We start from the raw sequence: 13,925 nt of genomic DNA, 5'->3' as shown, positions 1-13,925 counted from the left end.
ATGCGACTTGAATGTTGATTAGTGTGAGCAATATCGTGCTTATTACATTGAAAATGTGGTTATGAAAGCGCGGTTGGCCAGGAATGACCTTATGAGAGATAAAAAAAGGGTTTCTTTACAGAAACCCTTTCCCAATTATATTGCAGGCCCGGTTAGCGCAATTATCACCGCACCCTTTTTTTATGACTTTTTGATCTGCGCGTGCATTTCCTGAACCGAGGTCACCTTCTCGGTAGCATCGGCATTCAGCGCCATCGCCGTTGCGAAACCGCCGTTCAGGGTGGTGTCATAATGCACTTTGTACTGCAGTGCACTGCGGCGAATCAGCTTGGAGTCTTCAATCGCCTGACGGCCTTCGGTAGTGTTGATGATGTAAGTGTACTCGCCATTCTTGATACGGTCCTGAATGTGCGGACGGCCTTCATGCACCTTGTTCACCAGACGTGGATTGATACCCGCTTCGCCCAGCACAATCGCGGTACCGTGCGTCGCATCCAACTCGAAACCAAACTTCAGCAGCTTCGCCGCCAGGTCAACCACGCGCTCTTTATCGCCTTCGCGAACGGAGAGCAGCGCACGACCCTGTTTTTTCATGGTGGAGCTGCTGCCGAGCTGTGCCTTGGCGAACGCTTCCGCGAAGGTACGGCCCACGCCCATCACCTCACCAGTAGAGCGCATTTCTGGCCCTAACAGCGGATCAACGCCCGGGAACTTGTTGAACGGCAGCACCACTTCTTTTACCGAGTAGTACGGCGGGATAACTTCTTTGGTGACGCCCTGCTGTGCCAGCGTTTTCCCGGCCATCACGCGCGCCGCGACTTTCGCCAGCGGTACGCCCGTTGCCTTGGAGACGAACGGAACGGTACGTGCCGCACGCGGGTTCACTTCAATCAGGTAAACTTCGTTATTCTTCACCGCAAACTGGACGTTCATCAGACCGCGAACCTGCAGTTCGAAGGCCAGTTTCTGCACCTGCTGGCGCATCACATCCTGAATTTCCTGGCTCAGGGTATACGCAGGCAGAGAACATGCGGAGTCACCGGAGTGCACGCCCGCCTGTTCGATGTGCTCCATGATGCCGCCAATCAGCACCATTTCGCCGTCGCAGATGGCGTCCACGTCCACTTCAACCGCGTCATCAAGGAAACGGTCCAGCAGTACCGGCGCATCGTTAGAAACGCTGACCGCGGTCTGGAAGTAGCGACGCAGGTCAGCTTCGTCGTAGACGATTTCCATCGCGCGGCCGCCGAGAACGTAGGACGGACGCACCACCAGCGGGTAGCCAATCTCTTTCGCCTTCTCAACCGCCATTTCAATGGCGGTCACGGTGGCGTTAGCCGGTTGTTTCAGCTTCAGACGGTCAACCGCCTGCTGGAAGCGTTCACGGTCTTCCGCACGGTCGATAGCATCCGGGCTGGTGCCGATAACCGGCACGCCTGCCGCTTCCAGCGCGCGCGCCAGCTTCAGCGGAGTCTGGCCGCCGTACTGCACGATAACGCCTTTCGGCTTCTCGATGCGCACGATTTCCAGCACGTCTTCCAGCGTTACCGGCTCGAAGTACAGACGGTCGGAGGTATCGTAGTCGGTAGAAACGGTTTCTGGGTTACAGTTGACCATGACGGTCTCGTAACCGTCTTCGCGCAGCGCCAGCGAGGCGTGTACGCAGCAGTAGTCGAATTCAATGCCCTGACCGATACGGTTTGGACCACCGCCCAGCACCATAATCTTGTCACGATCCTGAGTTGGATTCGCTTCGCACTCGTCTTCATAAGTGGAGTACATGTAAGCGGTGTCGGTGGCAAATTCTGCCGCGCAGGTATCCACGCGCTTGTAGACCGGGTGCAGGTTATATTGGTCACGCAGCTTGCGGATTTCCGCTTCGCGTACGCCGGCCAGTTTCGCCAGACGCGCATCGGCGAAACCTTTGCGCTTCAGTACGCGCAAGAAGTCAGCGTCGAGGCCGTTGATGCCAAGGTCTGTGACTTTTTCTTCCAGGCGCACCAGTTCTTCAATCTGCACCAGGAACCAGCGGTCGATGTTGGTCAGGTTGAACACGCCATCGACGGACAGGCCAGCACGGAAAGCATCGGCGATGTACCAGATACGCTCGGCGCCCGCGTCTTTCAGCTCGCGGCGGATTTTGGTCAGCGCTTCCGGGTCATCCAGACTTACTTTCGGGTCGAAGCCGGTCGCGCCCACTTCCAGACCGCGCAGCGCTTTTTGCAGAGACTCCTGCTGGGTGCGGCCAATCGCCATCACTTCACCGACAGATTTCATCTGGGTGGTCAGGCGGTCGTTAGCGCCAACAAATTTCTCGAAGTTGAAGCGTGGAATTTTCGTCACAACGTAGTCGATAGACGGCTCAAACGAAGCCGGAGTCCGCCCGCCGGTGATGTCATTCATCAGTTCGTCGAGGGTGTAACCTACCGCCAGCTTGGCTGCGACTTTAGCAATCGGGAAGCCGGTTGCTTTGGACGCCAGCGCCGAGGAGCGGGAGACGCGCGGGTTCATCTCGATAACAATCAGACGGCCGTTTTTCGGGTTTACCGCAAACTGGACGTTAGAACCACCGGTTTCAACACCGATTTCACGCAGTACCGCCATCGAGGCGTTTCGCATGATTTGATATTCTTTGTCGGTCAGCGTCTGGGCTGGCGCAACGGTGATGGAGTCACCGGTATGGATGCCCATCGCGTCGAAGTTTTCGATGGAGCAGACGATGATGCAGTTGTCGTTTTTATCACGCACCACTTCCATCTCGTACTCTTTCCAGCCAATCAGCGATTCATCAATCAGCAGTTCGTTGGTTGGGGAAAGATCCAGACCGCGTTCGCAAATTTCTTCAAACTCTTCGCGGTTGTAGGCGATACCGCCGCCGGTGCCACCCATGGTGAAAGACGGACGGATTATGCACGGGAAGCCGACGTCAGCGGCAACCGCCAGCGCTTCTTCCATGGTGTGAGCGATGCCTGAACGCGCGGTGTCCAGACCAATCTTCTTCATCGCGATGTCGAAGCGACGACGGTCTTCCGCTTTATCAATGGCATCCGCCGTCGCGCCAATCATGGTCACGCCGAACTCAGCCAGTACGCCCTGGCGTTCCAGCTCCAGCGCACAGTTCAGCGCCGTCTGACCGCCCATGGTTGGCAGCACCGCATCCGGGCGCTCTTTCTCAATGATTTTGCGTACCACTTCCCAGTGAATCGGCTCGATGTAGGTGGCATCGGCCATTTCCGGGTCGGTCATGATGGTCGCCGGGTTGGAGTTCACCAGAATAACGCGGTAACCCTCTTCACGCAGGGCTTTACACGCCTGCGCGCCGGAATAGTCAAACTCACACGCCTGACCGATAACGATCGGACCCGCGCCCAGAATCAGGATACTTTTTATGTCTGTACGTTTTGGCATGGCTCTTTTACTCCTGATTATTTCGCGGACTGACGGTATTGCTCAATTAACTCGATAAAGTGGTCGAACAGCGGCGCAGCGTCGTGTGGACCCGGGCTTGCTTCAGGGTGCCCCTGGAAGCTGAACGCCGGTTTGTCGGTTCGATGAATCCCCTGCAGGGTGCCGTCGAACAGCGACTTGTGGGTCACGCGCAGGTTGGCAGGCATGGAGGCCTCATCGACCGCAAAACCGTGGTTCTGAGCGGTGATCATCACGGTGTTGTTATCAATATCTTTTACCGGATGGTTGCCGCCGTGGTGGCCGAACTTCATCTTAATGGTCTTCGCACCGCTTGCCAGCGCCAGCAGTTGATGGCCGAGGCAGATGCCAAATACCGGAATATCGGTTTCGAGGAATTTCTGAATCGCGGTAATCGCGTAGTCGCACGGCGCCGGATCGCCAGGGCCGTTGGACAGGAAGATACCGTCCGGATTCATCTTCAAAACATCTTCAGCAGAGGTTTTCGCCGGCACAACCGTCAGGCGGCAGCCGCGATCCGCTAACATACGCAGAATGTTACGTTTAGCGCCAAAATCGTAGGCCACTACGTGGAACGGCAGTTCATCGGCGGATTTAGCTTCCGGCAGGTCACCGGCCAGCGTCCAGCTACCTTGCGTCCAGCTATAAGGCTCCGCGGTGGTCACTTCTTTCGCCAGATCCATGCCGTTCAGACCCGGGAAGGCTTTCGCTTTTTCCAGCGCCAGCGCCGCATCCGGGTTATCACCCGCGATAATGCAGCCGTTCTGTGCGCCCTTTTCACGCAGCAAACGCGTCAGCTTACGGGTATCGATATCGGCAATTGCCACAATATTATGGCGTTTGAGGTAAGAAGAGAGATCTTCGGTATCGCGGAAGTTGCTGGCAATCAGCGGCAGGTCGCGGATGACCAGGCCTTGCGCATGTACTTGAGAAGATTCTGCATCGGCTTCATTGGTGCCGACATTACCGATATGAGGATAAGTAAGAGTGACGATTTGGCGGGAATAGGAAGGATCAGTGAGGATTTCTTGATAACCGGTCATTGAAGTATTGAAAACGACTTCCCCAACCGCCGAACCTGTTGCCCCTATGGCCCGACCGTGAAACTGGGTTCCGTCTTCCAGAACCAATAGCGCTGACTTAATCAAAACACCCTCCAGAGAATATTCACTCACTTTATTTGCATATTAATTCATTAACACCTCATGAATCAATGCAAATTTGCTTACCTATGGATTTCTGGCAAACGGCGGCATTCTAGAGATAGCCCACGTAAAAGTCTACCCAAAAGGGCATTTTTTATTATTATTTTACGCCACTGAGATAAAACACACGATTTAACAGGCAAAAAGATCAGCTAACTTGGGGTGGAAAACGCTTGCGGAAGATAAAGAGTGTAAAAACAGGAAGCGCGATAGATAAAAGTGGACCATTTGGTCAAAATTTACATTGAAATAACAAAATAACCCTGCAAAATATCAACAAACAGGCCGTTAAATAAAAAATCAAATTAAAAAGCGAAAAATAAAAGGGCAATAAAATATTGCCCTATGTAATCAAATAGTTATGATTACAATAACCACATCACGAAGGATAATAAAAGTTATAAACTGCGTAAATCAAGCACATCTTTCATATCAAAAAGACCGTTTGACTTTGATTTCAGCCAAATTGCCGATCGTACTGCGCCATTGGCAAAGGTCATGCGGCTGGAGGCTTTATGCGTGATCTCAATGCGCTCGCCAATATCGGCAAACATCGCGGTATGCTCACCAACGATATCTCCCGCCCGCACCGTGGCAAAACCGATCGTACCGGGTACGCGCTCACCGGTGTAACCTTCACGCGAATAGACGGCACACTCTTTTAAATCTTTATCCAGCGCCCCGGCAATCGCCTCCCCCATCGCCAGCGCAGTGCCTGACGGCGCATCCACTTTATGACGGTGATGGGCTTCAATAATCTCAATATCGGTGTAATCACCCATCACTTTCGCCGCCTTCTCCAGCAGCTTAAGCATGAGGTTAACGCCAACGCTAAAGTTCGCGGCGAAAACGATAGCAATGTCCTGCGCAGCATCACGAATAGCCTGTTTGCCCGCGTCATCAAAGCCAGTGGTGCCAATCACCATCCCTTTACCGTGCTGGCGGCAAAACGCCAGATGCGCCAGCGTGCCTTCCGGGCGAGTAAAATCGATGAAAACATCAAAATCATCTTTCACCGCCTCAAGACTACTTTGCACGGTAACGCCCGTTTTACCGGCTCCCGCTAATTCTCCGGCATCGCTTCCCAGCAAAGAAGAACCTTCGCGCTCCAGCGCCGCGCCGAGCTGTACGCCATCCATGCCAAGAGTGGCCTGAATCAACTGACGCCCCATGCGCCCTCCGGCTCCCGCGATGGCAACGCGGATTTGTGCATCATGCATAGCTATTCTCTTTTGTTAATTTTACGTAAATCGTTTTCAGATTAACCAGCACATCGCTGCGCCGCCAGCCGAAAACGTCGATAATTAGAATTTAATGATAAACAGGCAGAGATATCAGTAAAAGGCATGACGATCAGCGAAAACCACATGATTCTCTGACCACCAGCGCAGGTGGCAGAATAATGCGTTTCGGAGGTTCGTCATTTCCCTGAATGCGACTATAAAGTAGCTCCCCAGCCTTGCGACCTATCTCTTTTGCGGCCACCGACACGGTGGTGAGCGCAGGTTGTACCAGCGCCGCTTCGGTGATGTCATCGAACCCCACCAGCGCAAAATCGCGCCCTGGTTCACGCCCCATTTTGCGTAATGCCTGCATAACCCCAAGCGCCACAATATCCTGATAACAAACGGCGGCGGTAATTTCCGGGAACCGCATAAGAAGCGACTCTGCCACTTTTGCGCCGTCAATCTGGCTGGCCTGCGTCGCCACTATCCATTGCGGATTCGGCGATATTCCCTGCTCCAGCAACGTGCTGGTGAATCCACCGATACGCTGTGCCCGGCTCCCGGAACTTGGGCTACCACCGATAAACGCAATATTCTTATGCCCCATTTTGACTAAATGGGTGGTGGCCATTTGCGTACCGAGAAAGTTATCGGTTCCCACAAAATCAAAATCAGGATCGCTAAGAGGGCGAACCACCATGATGGCGGGAATATTGCGCCTTTTCAGCGCCTCGAAGAAGGAGGTCGGTGTTTCGCGCGCCGCGCAGAGCACCATGCCGCAGGCATTATTGCGCATCAACGAGTCGACAAATTTTTGCTGCCTTTCTCCTGACTCTTCGCTGTTTGCCAGAAACAGAAGCAGGTCATGCCGCTCCATCTCATGGCTTAGCCCTGCAGTCATCTCACCGTAAAAAGGGTTAGTGATATCGTGTAACAACAATCCGACCTGATTACTGCTCCGGTTACGCAGGTTAGCGGCGGTTTGATTATAAACGTAGCCGGCATCGTCCAGCGCTTTGAGCACCCTGTCACGTGTGGCCTGAGAAATGCGCCCCCGGTTACGCAACACCATTGAAACGGTTGCCGTGGAGACTCCCGCGCGTTCAGCAACCTGCGCCAGCGTGACTGTAGTCATGACCTCTCCTGTTTATTTCGAAGGTTAATCGAATAACCGAAATATTGCCTTTTTACGTGTGATTCACATCACGCTAACGTGCATTTCACCGCACTGGATTCTGATTATGGCGGGTTAATCGCGTTAACCACACTATGAAAATAAGGTTAATCGATTAATCTTAAATAAGCCAACACGGAGACAGAATATGCGTACAACCTATAATAAATTCCCTGAGGTTAACGTTCAGGGCTATGACAACCACGCCTGGCAGGGTTGGTCGTCGATTCATTCAGTGCTTAACACCAGGGTTTCTACCGCCGCCAAAACCGTATTGATCGTGGATTGCTATCCGGGCGTGCGGCTTGACGAGCTGGAGCAACAGCTTGTTACGACATTAGATACCGCACTGGTGCTAAATATTGAATCCGCCCGCCGCGATGAGCAGGCCCTGCATGATTTACTGGCGCGTAACCTTACCGACGATCGCGTATTCGGCGTTCTCTCCTGTCATCACCTGGATGAATTTTTTGATAGCGACAGACTCAGCCAACTCCGCCAACAGATTGATGCCGTTACCTCAGGGCTGGTTGTCGTGTACGGCTCGGGCGCTGCGCTGGCACACCCTGGTGACGTACTGGTTTATGCCGATCTTCCGCGCTGGGAAATTCAACAGCGTATGCGTCATAACGGGCTGGGTAACTGGGGTGCAGAAAACCAGGATGAAGATATTCTTCGTCGTTACAAACGTGCTTTTTTCATTGAATGGCGGGTATTCGACAAACACAAAACGCCGTTACTCAAACGCGCCGATTATTTGCTCGATACCACGGTAGAAAATAGTCCCGCGATGGTCAGCGGCGACGCGTTACGCGCCGGTCTGCAACAAACCACCGAACAACCGTTTCGCGTTGCCCCTTTCTTTGACCCAGGCGTCTGGGGCGGGCAATGGATGAAACAACGCTTCGATCTCGATCCCTCAGCCCCCAATTACGCGTGGTGTTTTGATTGCGTGCCCGAGGAAAACAGCCTGTTACTGCGTTTTGGCAACGTGCGGATCGAGATCCCCTCTCAGGATCTGGTGCTGACCTGTCCCCGCCCCCTGCTGGGTGAAAAAGTTCACGCACGCTTTGGCGCGGAATTCCCGATCCGTTTTGACTTCCTCGACACTATTGGCGGCCAGAATTTGAGCTTTCAGGTTCATCCGCTCACGGAGTACATTCAACAGCAGTTTGGTATGCACTATACCCAGGATGAGAGTTATTACATTCTCGAAGCCGAGCCGGACGCCGTAGTGTATCTCGGGACCAAAACCGGGATCGCACCGCAGGATATGCTCGACGACCTCCGGGCCGCGGGTCGTGGCGAAAAAACCTTTGATGATGAACGATTCGTTAACCAGATCCCCGCACATAAACACGATCACTTCCTGATCCCCGCCGGAACCGTACACTGCTCGGGTGCAGGAACCATGGTGCTGGAGATCAGCGCAACGCCCTATATCTTCACCTTCAAGCTGTGGGATTGGGGCCGCTTAGGGTTAGACGGCTTACCGCGTCCGGTGCATCTGGATCACGGTCAGCAGGTTATTGACTGGCAGCGCGACACGCAATGGGTGCACGACAACCTCGTCAACCGTATTGAACCCCTGGCTGAAGGAGAGGGTTGGCGGGAAGAAAGAACCGGAATGCACGAACGCGAATTTATCGAAACGCGTCGCCATTGGTTTACGGCACCGGTCACTCACCATACCCATGGCGGCGTCAACGTCCTGAACCTGGTCGAAGGTGCGCAGGCCGTTGTTGAAAGCCCGAGCGGCGCGTTTCCCCCGTTTGTCGTCAACTATGCAGAGACCTTTATCATCCCTGCCGCCGTCGGAGAATATCGTATTTCGCCGTTTGGCAAAGGTATCGGTCAACAGCTCGCCACGATTAAAGCCTGGGTTAGAGGATAAGCGCATGATTAACGTAATTGTTGCCACCCATGGTCCCCTGGCGGACGCGCTTCTCGCCAGCGGTCGTATGGTTTATGGAGAATTACCGCATGTTTACCCCGTCACGCTGAGTGAACAGGCAGGTATCGAAGGGTTTAAAGCGACGTTCTCACAGGTTCTCACCAGTGCCGGAAAAGACGCTGACGGCGTACTGGTGCTGTGTGACATGCAAAGCGGTACGCCGTGGAATGTCGCCTGCCATCATGCTTTTTCTTCACAAACGGTTCCTCCCGTTGCCGTCGTAGCGGGGGTCAATTTCCCGATGCTGTTACAAAGCGAGGAGATTTGCCATTTAACGGATGTTCACGCCGCAGCCGTCGAGCTGTTGGCGCTGACGATACCCACGCTGATTAAAGCCGCCCCGGTTTTATCCGTTCAGTCCGACGATTTTTAAAGGAAACCACTATGAGTATTTCTTTTGTACGTATCGATGACCGCGTAATCCATGGGCAGCTCGTGACACGTTGGGCCAAAGAGCTGCCCTGTGATGGGATCGTCGCTATAGACGACGCCGTCGCGGCCGACCCTTTGCTCTCTTCGGTGATGAAAGGCGCCGTACAGGACACCAAAGTTTGGTTGTTTGATACGGCCACCGCGATTGAAAAATTGCCAAAAGTCATTGCCAGCGAGAAACGTTATTTCGTCATTGGCAAATCCCCCGTCACGCTCAAACGCATTGAAGAAGCAGGTATCAGCCTGAAAAATGCCAACGGCAAGATTAATGTAGGTCCGATGAGCGCGCGTGCTGATACCACCACCATCGGCCCGAATCAGTCGGTCAACGGGGATGAAATTGCCGCCTTTGACTGGCTGACGCAACATGGACACCTGGTTGAGTTTCGCCTGGTTCCTGATGCCAGTTGCTACAGCTGGCAGGACGCACGTCAGAAGCTGAAATAAGGAGCGCACGATGATTATCGAAGCTACGTTGATTGGCATACTTTGCTATCTCGGCGCCCTCAGCAGTCCCTGGCTTCTGGGGCTGACCGGCGGCTGGTATCTGATCACCCGCCCGCTGATTTCCGGAATGCTGGTCGGGATTATTCTCGGCGACATTAAAACCGGGATCATGATTGGCGTCGCGGTTCAGGCGGTGTATATCGCGATGGTAACGCCTGGCGGTTCGATGCCGGCCGATCTCAACTTTGTTGCTTACCCCGCAATCGCCTTAGGGATCCTTTCAGGAAAAGGCCCCGAGGTCGCGGTCGCGCTGGCGGCGACCATCGGTATCGCCGGAACCATTTTGTTTAACGCGATGATGGTACTGAACTCTTTCTGGAATCACCGGGCAGATGTGGCGCTGGAACGGGGCGACGAACGCGGTATTTACCTGAACAGCGCCATCTGGCCACAGGTGACAAACTTTGTCCTGCGTTTTGTACCAACTTTTATTGCGGTTTACTTCGGCGCGCAATACATCAGCGGTTTTATGGACAGCTTGCCGAAAATAGTTCTGTCAACGATGAACGTACTGGGCGGCATTTTACCCGCCGTCGGGATCGCGATTTTGCTGAAGCAGATCATCAAAAACTACACCATGCTGATCTACTTCCTCGTCGGTTTTGTCTGCATCGTATTTTTAAAACTCAACATGGTCGCGCTGGTGATCGTCGGTTCGCTGTTGGCGTTGATCCATTACAACTACAAACCGGAACCGCCGCAGGCCGCGAATGCAAAGTCGGTAGCCGATGATGATGAGGATGAATTCTGATGGAAGAACGTACACTTACGCGTAAAGATCTTCGCCGCTGCTGGCGCGCATGGATGATGCACAACTTGTCATCGATGAGTTTTGAACGTCTGGAATCTTTTGGCTTTTGTTTGAGTATGCTTCCGGTGGCGAAAAAGCTCTATCCCGACGCAGCCCAACGTACTGAAATGCTGCGCCGTCATGCCTCATTCTATAATACGGAACCCCAGATAGGCGCGATCGTAAACGGCATGGTGCTGGGGCTGGAGGAGAAAAAAGCGAACGGTGAGCCGATCGATGGGGAGACCATCAATACCCTGAAGGTTGGCCTGATGGGCCCTATTGCCGGGATCGGCGATTCAATGATCCCAGGCATGCTGATCCCTATCCTGCTCAGCATCGGCATGGCCCTGGCGGCCGGCGGTAACATTCTGGGGCCGCTGTTTTATACCGTTGCCTGGCTGGCCATCATCATTCCCGGTTCGTGGTTCTTGTTCCTGAAAGGCTACAAAATGGGTTCTGGCTCGGTGGAAATGCTGGTGAGCAGCAAGTCTGCCCGTCTGCGTGAAGCGTTATCGCTGCTGGGTGTGTTTGTCATGGGGGGCGTGGCGGCCAGCTACGTTAAACTTGGCACCGGACTGGAGTTTATTACCAAAGATGGGGTGAATATCCATGTTCAACAGATGCTGGACGGTATCTTCCCGCAGTTACTGCCGCTGATTGTGGTGCTTGGTACCTGGTATCTGATGGCCAAGCGCGGTGTGTCACCAGTGAAAGCGATGATTTTACTGTTGATACTGGCCGCCCTCGGCGTCGCCACGGGCCTGTTTGCGGGATAACACAAAGAAAACGGTACAACCGGGGCTATGCCCCGGTTTTTTTATGGATGAAAGTTTTGCCATAGCTCGGGGTGCTTGTCCGGGCGTGAGATAAACTGGAAACGCGCCGGGTCCTCGATGAATTGTTGATAAACAGGTGCGGAGGTAATCGAGAATTCCGTATATTGTCTGGGCGTAACGGCCTGCAGTCGTCCAGGGATGTAACGCGGATTATGCTGCCAGATAACGTTGTTGCCCTGCAGCAGCGGATACCATGCCAGTCCTTTATGCGCACGCACGGCGTCGTACTCAAAACCATATTCACGATCGCACCACGCGCCAAAGGTTAACGGTACATCCGGGTCTGCGGATATAGTCGCATGCCCCCAACCGGGTGGTACCAACACTTTCTCACCGGGTCCGGCAATTACAGCAAAACAGCGGCCTGGGTCATCCTCAACATATTCCTGCATATAAATGATCGCTTTTCCCTGCCAGATTTCATAAAGCTCTGGCGGAGACCAGCCGCTGTGCTGACTAATACGATGAATATGTCCCTGACTACGCACCGGCTCTTCTCCCAGCCGTCCCGCCGCATAGGTCACCACGCCAAACAACAGCATCCGCTTTTTCAACTCTTCGCGATCCTGCATTCGCGCCACATCCATCGCTATGGCATACACCTCTTGCGGCCCTTCACAGTGCGGATCGCGCAGCGAGGCGCGAATCTGGTCAAGTTGACGAATCTCCGGCATCGGCCCGGTAACCTCATCCCCATAGCTAAAACCAAGCGGGTGATGATGGACCGTCATATCCAGGGCGTAAGAATGCGCTAAGTCACCCATTCTGTACCTCCTTCGCCTGAACCGTCTTATTTTCCTCAAAGACCCTTATTCTGAAGCCGCTGGCGAGCGCTGCATAATCATGACCCGCAATCCCTGGCCATACGGCGAGCGCCGACAGAACCTCTTCCCCGGTGTTGATTAACCGATGCGCGGTAAAGCCGGGGATAATGTGGACAGATCCCGCGAATACTTTTTCCAGCCTCGCGTCGCCCTGCTCAGTTTGCAACAGCAGCAAACCGGTGCCACGCAGACCAAAATAGACTTCCCCCTGTTCGCGGCGCGCATGGAAATGCCCGCGGGTCATAAAATACTCACAGCCGACCCGGCCAGGGTAAAGATGGGTAACACCGGTGTAGAGTTCACCTTCAGCGGGAGAGGTATCCAGCATCTCGACGTCATACACGACCTGCTCGCCAACCAGCTGTTGACGGGCGTGTTCATCGGCAAAAACGTCTGGAAGATCCTCAATACGGGTGGATTTACGCAATAACAGGCCATCAGCTAAAGCGCCGCTTGCCCACGCCACCTGCGGTGGCTGGATAAAAGAAAGGTTCATATGTGTCTCCGGCCCGAGGAGAACAACAGGATCAGATTAGCAGATTAATCGATTAACCTGCTATCGCTATCTGCATATTGCGGGCCAGATCACAGCCTCAAGGTGCCAGCGTCAGTACCTCTGCCACCCACTGCTGGAACCCCTCAACGTCCAGCCCCAGCGCGACCTGGGCATTTGCCGGATGCCCTAAACGTCCTTCAATGTCCACCACCGTCGTACCCGAGGTATATTCACCCTGGGTTTCAACCGCCACGAAGCACGGCTGCAGGGTAAACAGTTCCGGGCGCACCAGCCAGGCAATAGCGCACAGGTCGTGCATTCGTAGCCCCGTATTCATACTGCCGCTACGGTAATGGCTAAACAGCGCGTGCAGCATTTTTCCCGTCTGGTTAAGCTGCGGCAACGTCGCCAGATAGTCAGGGGTGAGCATGGCCTGATTAGTGACATCCAGCCCGCACATCACAATCTCCAGCCCGCTCTGGAAGACTTTTGCGGCGGCCTCGGGATCAATAGCAATATTAAACTCGGCGTTTGGCGTGAAGTTCCCGCGCCCGGCAGAACCGCCCATAATCACCAGACGGTGAATGTTGAATATGCATTCAGGATAATGAGTCAGCAGCAGCGCAATGTTGGTCAGGGGGCCAATTGCCACCAGCGTCACAGGCTGCGGGGCATGCATCAACGCATCGCGAATGGCCTGGAAGGCAGGTTTTGCCATCACCTGGCGGTCGTGTTCGACAAATTCATACCCTTCCATACCTGATTCACCGTGTACGGAAGCGGCATCTCGCAGCGGTCTCACCAGCGGCATCGATGCCCCCTGCGCCAGCGGAATATCCGCATTCCAGAAGTGCAGCAGTTGCAATGCATTACGGGTGGTTTTTTCCACCGACACATTACCTGCTACCGTGGTCATCAGTTGCAGATCCAGCTCAGGGGCAAACAGCGCGGCGGCAATAGCGGCAGCATCATCAATGCCGGGATCGGTATCAAGAATGATCGGTAAGCGCATGGTTTCTCCATAAAAAAATGCCAGACGTTAAGCCTGGCAT

12 protein-coding genes are annotated in these 13,925 nt (G+C 54.0%); 5 read left to right on the top strand and 7 right to left on the bottom strand.

Annotated elements, in window-relative coordinates; translation table 11 throughout:
- Positions 1-180 precede the first annotated feature (180 nt).
- The 4 genes from carB to N0B36_RS11145 all read right to left on the bottom strand — a co-directional run bounded on the left by carB (position 181) and on the right by N0B36_RS11145 (position 6,992).
- Positions 181-3,408, bottom strand: a complete 3,228-nt coding sequence (carB, locus tag N0B36_RS11160) for a carbamoyl-phosphate synthase large subunit (protein WP_259687840.1) — start codon at positions 3,406-3,408, stop codon at positions 181-183.
- A gap of 17 nt (positions 3,409-3,425) precedes the next feature.
- The gene (gene carA / locus N0B36_RS11155) at positions 3,426-4,574 is read right to left on the bottom strand and encodes a glutamine-hydrolyzing carbamoyl-phosphate synthase small subunit (protein ID WP_003018918.1); all 1,149 of its coding nucleotides are present in this window, start codon (positions 4,572-4,574) and stop codon (positions 3,426-3,428) included.
- Positions 4,575-5,029: 455 nt separating this feature from the next.
- Positions 5,030-5,851, bottom strand: a complete 822-nt coding sequence (dapB, locus tag N0B36_RS11150; protein WP_259687839.1) for a 4-hydroxy-tetrahydrodipicolinate reductase — start codon at positions 5,849-5,851, stop codon at positions 5,030-5,032.
- 133 nt (positions 5,852-5,984) lie between these two features.
- Positions 5,985-6,992 carry a LacI family DNA-binding transcriptional regulator gene (locus N0B36_RS11145; RefSeq protein WP_016151647.1) on the bottom strand — a complete coding sequence of 336 codons (1,008 nt, stop codon included), beginning with the start codon at positions 6,990-6,992 and terminating at the stop codon, positions 5,985-5,987.
- A 187-nt stretch (positions 6,993-7,179) separates the two neighbouring features.
- Here N0B36_RS11145 and N0B36_RS11140 point away from each other — a divergent pair, with 187 nt between their 5' ends.
- From N0B36_RS11140 to N0B36_RS11120, 5 genes are read left to right on the top strand one after another with little or no spacing between them, the layout of a single operon-like run.
- Positions 7,180-8,925 carry a class I mannose-6-phosphate isomerase gene (locus tag N0B36_RS11140; protein ID WP_259687838.1) on the top strand — a complete coding sequence of 582 codons (1,746 nt, stop codon included), beginning with the start codon at positions 7,180-7,182 and terminating at the stop codon, positions 8,923-8,925.
- A gap of 4 nt (positions 8,926-8,929) precedes the next feature.
- A complete protein-coding gene (locus tag N0B36_RS11135; RefSeq protein WP_016155663.1) occupies positions 8,930-9,358 on the top strand; it encodes a PTS sugar transporter subunit IIA in 429 nt (142 codons plus the stop codon).
- Positions 9,359-9,369: 11 nt separating this feature from the next.
- Positions 9,370-9,864 carry a PTS sugar transporter subunit IIB gene (locus tag N0B36_RS11130; protein WP_003837349.1) on the top strand — a complete coding sequence of 165 codons (495 nt, stop codon included), beginning with the start codon at positions 9,370-9,372 and terminating at the stop codon, positions 9,862-9,864.
- Positions 9,865-9,874: 10 nt separating this feature from the next.
- Positions 9,875-10,675, top strand: a complete 801-nt coding sequence (locus N0B36_RS11125) for a PTS sugar transporter subunit IIC (protein ID WP_016151644.1) — start codon at positions 9,875-9,877, stop codon at positions 10,673-10,675.
- On the top strand, positions 10,675-11,493 hold the full coding sequence (locus N0B36_RS11120; protein WP_016151643.1) for a PTS system mannose/fructose/sorbose family transporter subunit IID: 819 nt from the start codon (positions 10,675-10,677) through the stop codon (positions 11,491-11,493). Before N0B36_RS11125 ends, N0B36_RS11120 begins: the two co-directional genes overlap by 1 nt.
- 41 nt (positions 11,494-11,534) lie before the next feature.
- Here the strand turns inward: N0B36_RS11120 and N0B36_RS11115 are convergent, their stop codons facing one another.
- From N0B36_RS11115 to rihC, 3 genes are all read right to left on the bottom strand, one after another.
- Positions 11,535-12,317 (bottom strand): glucose-6-phosphate isomerase family protein, encoded by a 783-nt coding sequence (locus tag N0B36_RS11115; protein WP_047500153.1) that lies wholly within the window; start codon positions 12,315-12,317, stop codon positions 11,535-11,537.
- Entirely contained in the window at positions 12,310-12,873 is a 564-nt protein-coding gene (locus N0B36_RS11110; protein WP_047414460.1) for a glucose-6-phosphate isomerase family protein, read from the bottom strand. Before N0B36_RS11110 ends, N0B36_RS11115 begins: the two co-directional genes overlap by 8 nt.
- Before the next feature lie 97 nt (positions 12,874-12,970).
- Positions 12,971-13,885 (bottom strand): ribonucleoside hydrolase RihC, encoded by a 915-nt coding sequence (rihC, locus tag N0B36_RS11105; protein WP_016155659.1) that lies wholly within the window; start codon positions 13,883-13,885, stop codon positions 12,971-12,973.
- Between the last annotated feature and the right edge of the window lie 40 nt (positions 13,886-13,925).

Source organism: Citrobacter sp. XY323 (genome assembly GCF_025106035.1).
GTDB classification, from domain to species: domain Bacteria; phylum Pseudomonadota; class Gammaproteobacteria; order Enterobacterales; family Enterobacteriaceae; genus Citrobacter; species Citrobacter braakii.
This window is presented reverse-complemented; position numbering and strand designations above follow the sequence as displayed.

Bases quoted from the DNA above. Each gene is read 5' to 3' on its own strand.
- carB (WP_259687840.1), bottom strand. From the start codon at position 3,408: ATGCCAAAACGTACAGACATAAAAAGTATCCTGATTCTGGGCGCGGGT.
- dapB (WP_259687839.1), bottom strand. From the start codon at position 5,851: ATGCATGATGCACAAATCCGCGTTGCCATCGCGGGAGCCGGAGGGCGC.
- N0B36_RS11145 (WP_016151647.1), bottom strand. From the start codon at position 6,992: ATGACTACAGTCACGCTGGCGCAGGTTGCTGAACGCGCGGGAGTCTCC.
- N0B36_RS11140 (WP_259687838.1), top strand. From the start codon at position 7,180: ATGCGTACAACCTATAATAAATTCCCTGAGGTTAACGTTCAGGGCTAT.
- N0B36_RS11135 (WP_016155663.1), top strand. From the start codon at position 8,930: ATGATTAACGTAATTGTTGCCACCCATGGTCCCCTGGCGGACGCGCTT.
- N0B36_RS11130 (WP_003837349.1), top strand. From the start codon at position 9,370: ATGAGTATTTCTTTTGTACGTATCGATGACCGCGTAATCCATGGGCAG.
- N0B36_RS11125 (WP_016151644.1), top strand. From the start codon at position 9,875: ATGATTATCGAAGCTACGTTGATTGGCATACTTTGCTATCTCGGCGCC.
- N0B36_RS11120 (WP_016151643.1), top strand. From the start codon at position 10,675: ATGGAAGAACGTACACTTACGCGTAAAGATCTTCGCCGCTGCTGGCGC.
- N0B36_RS11115 (WP_047500153.1), bottom strand. From the start codon at position 12,317: ATGGGTGACTTAGCGCATTCTTACGCCCTGGATATGACGGTCCATCAT.
- N0B36_RS11110 (WP_047414460.1), bottom strand. From the start codon at position 12,873: ATGAACCTTTCTTTTATCCAGCCACCGCAGGTGGCGTGGGCAAGCGGC.
- rihC (WP_016155659.1), bottom strand. From the start codon at position 13,885: ATGCGCTTACCGATCATTCTTGATACCGATCCCGGCATTGATGATGCT.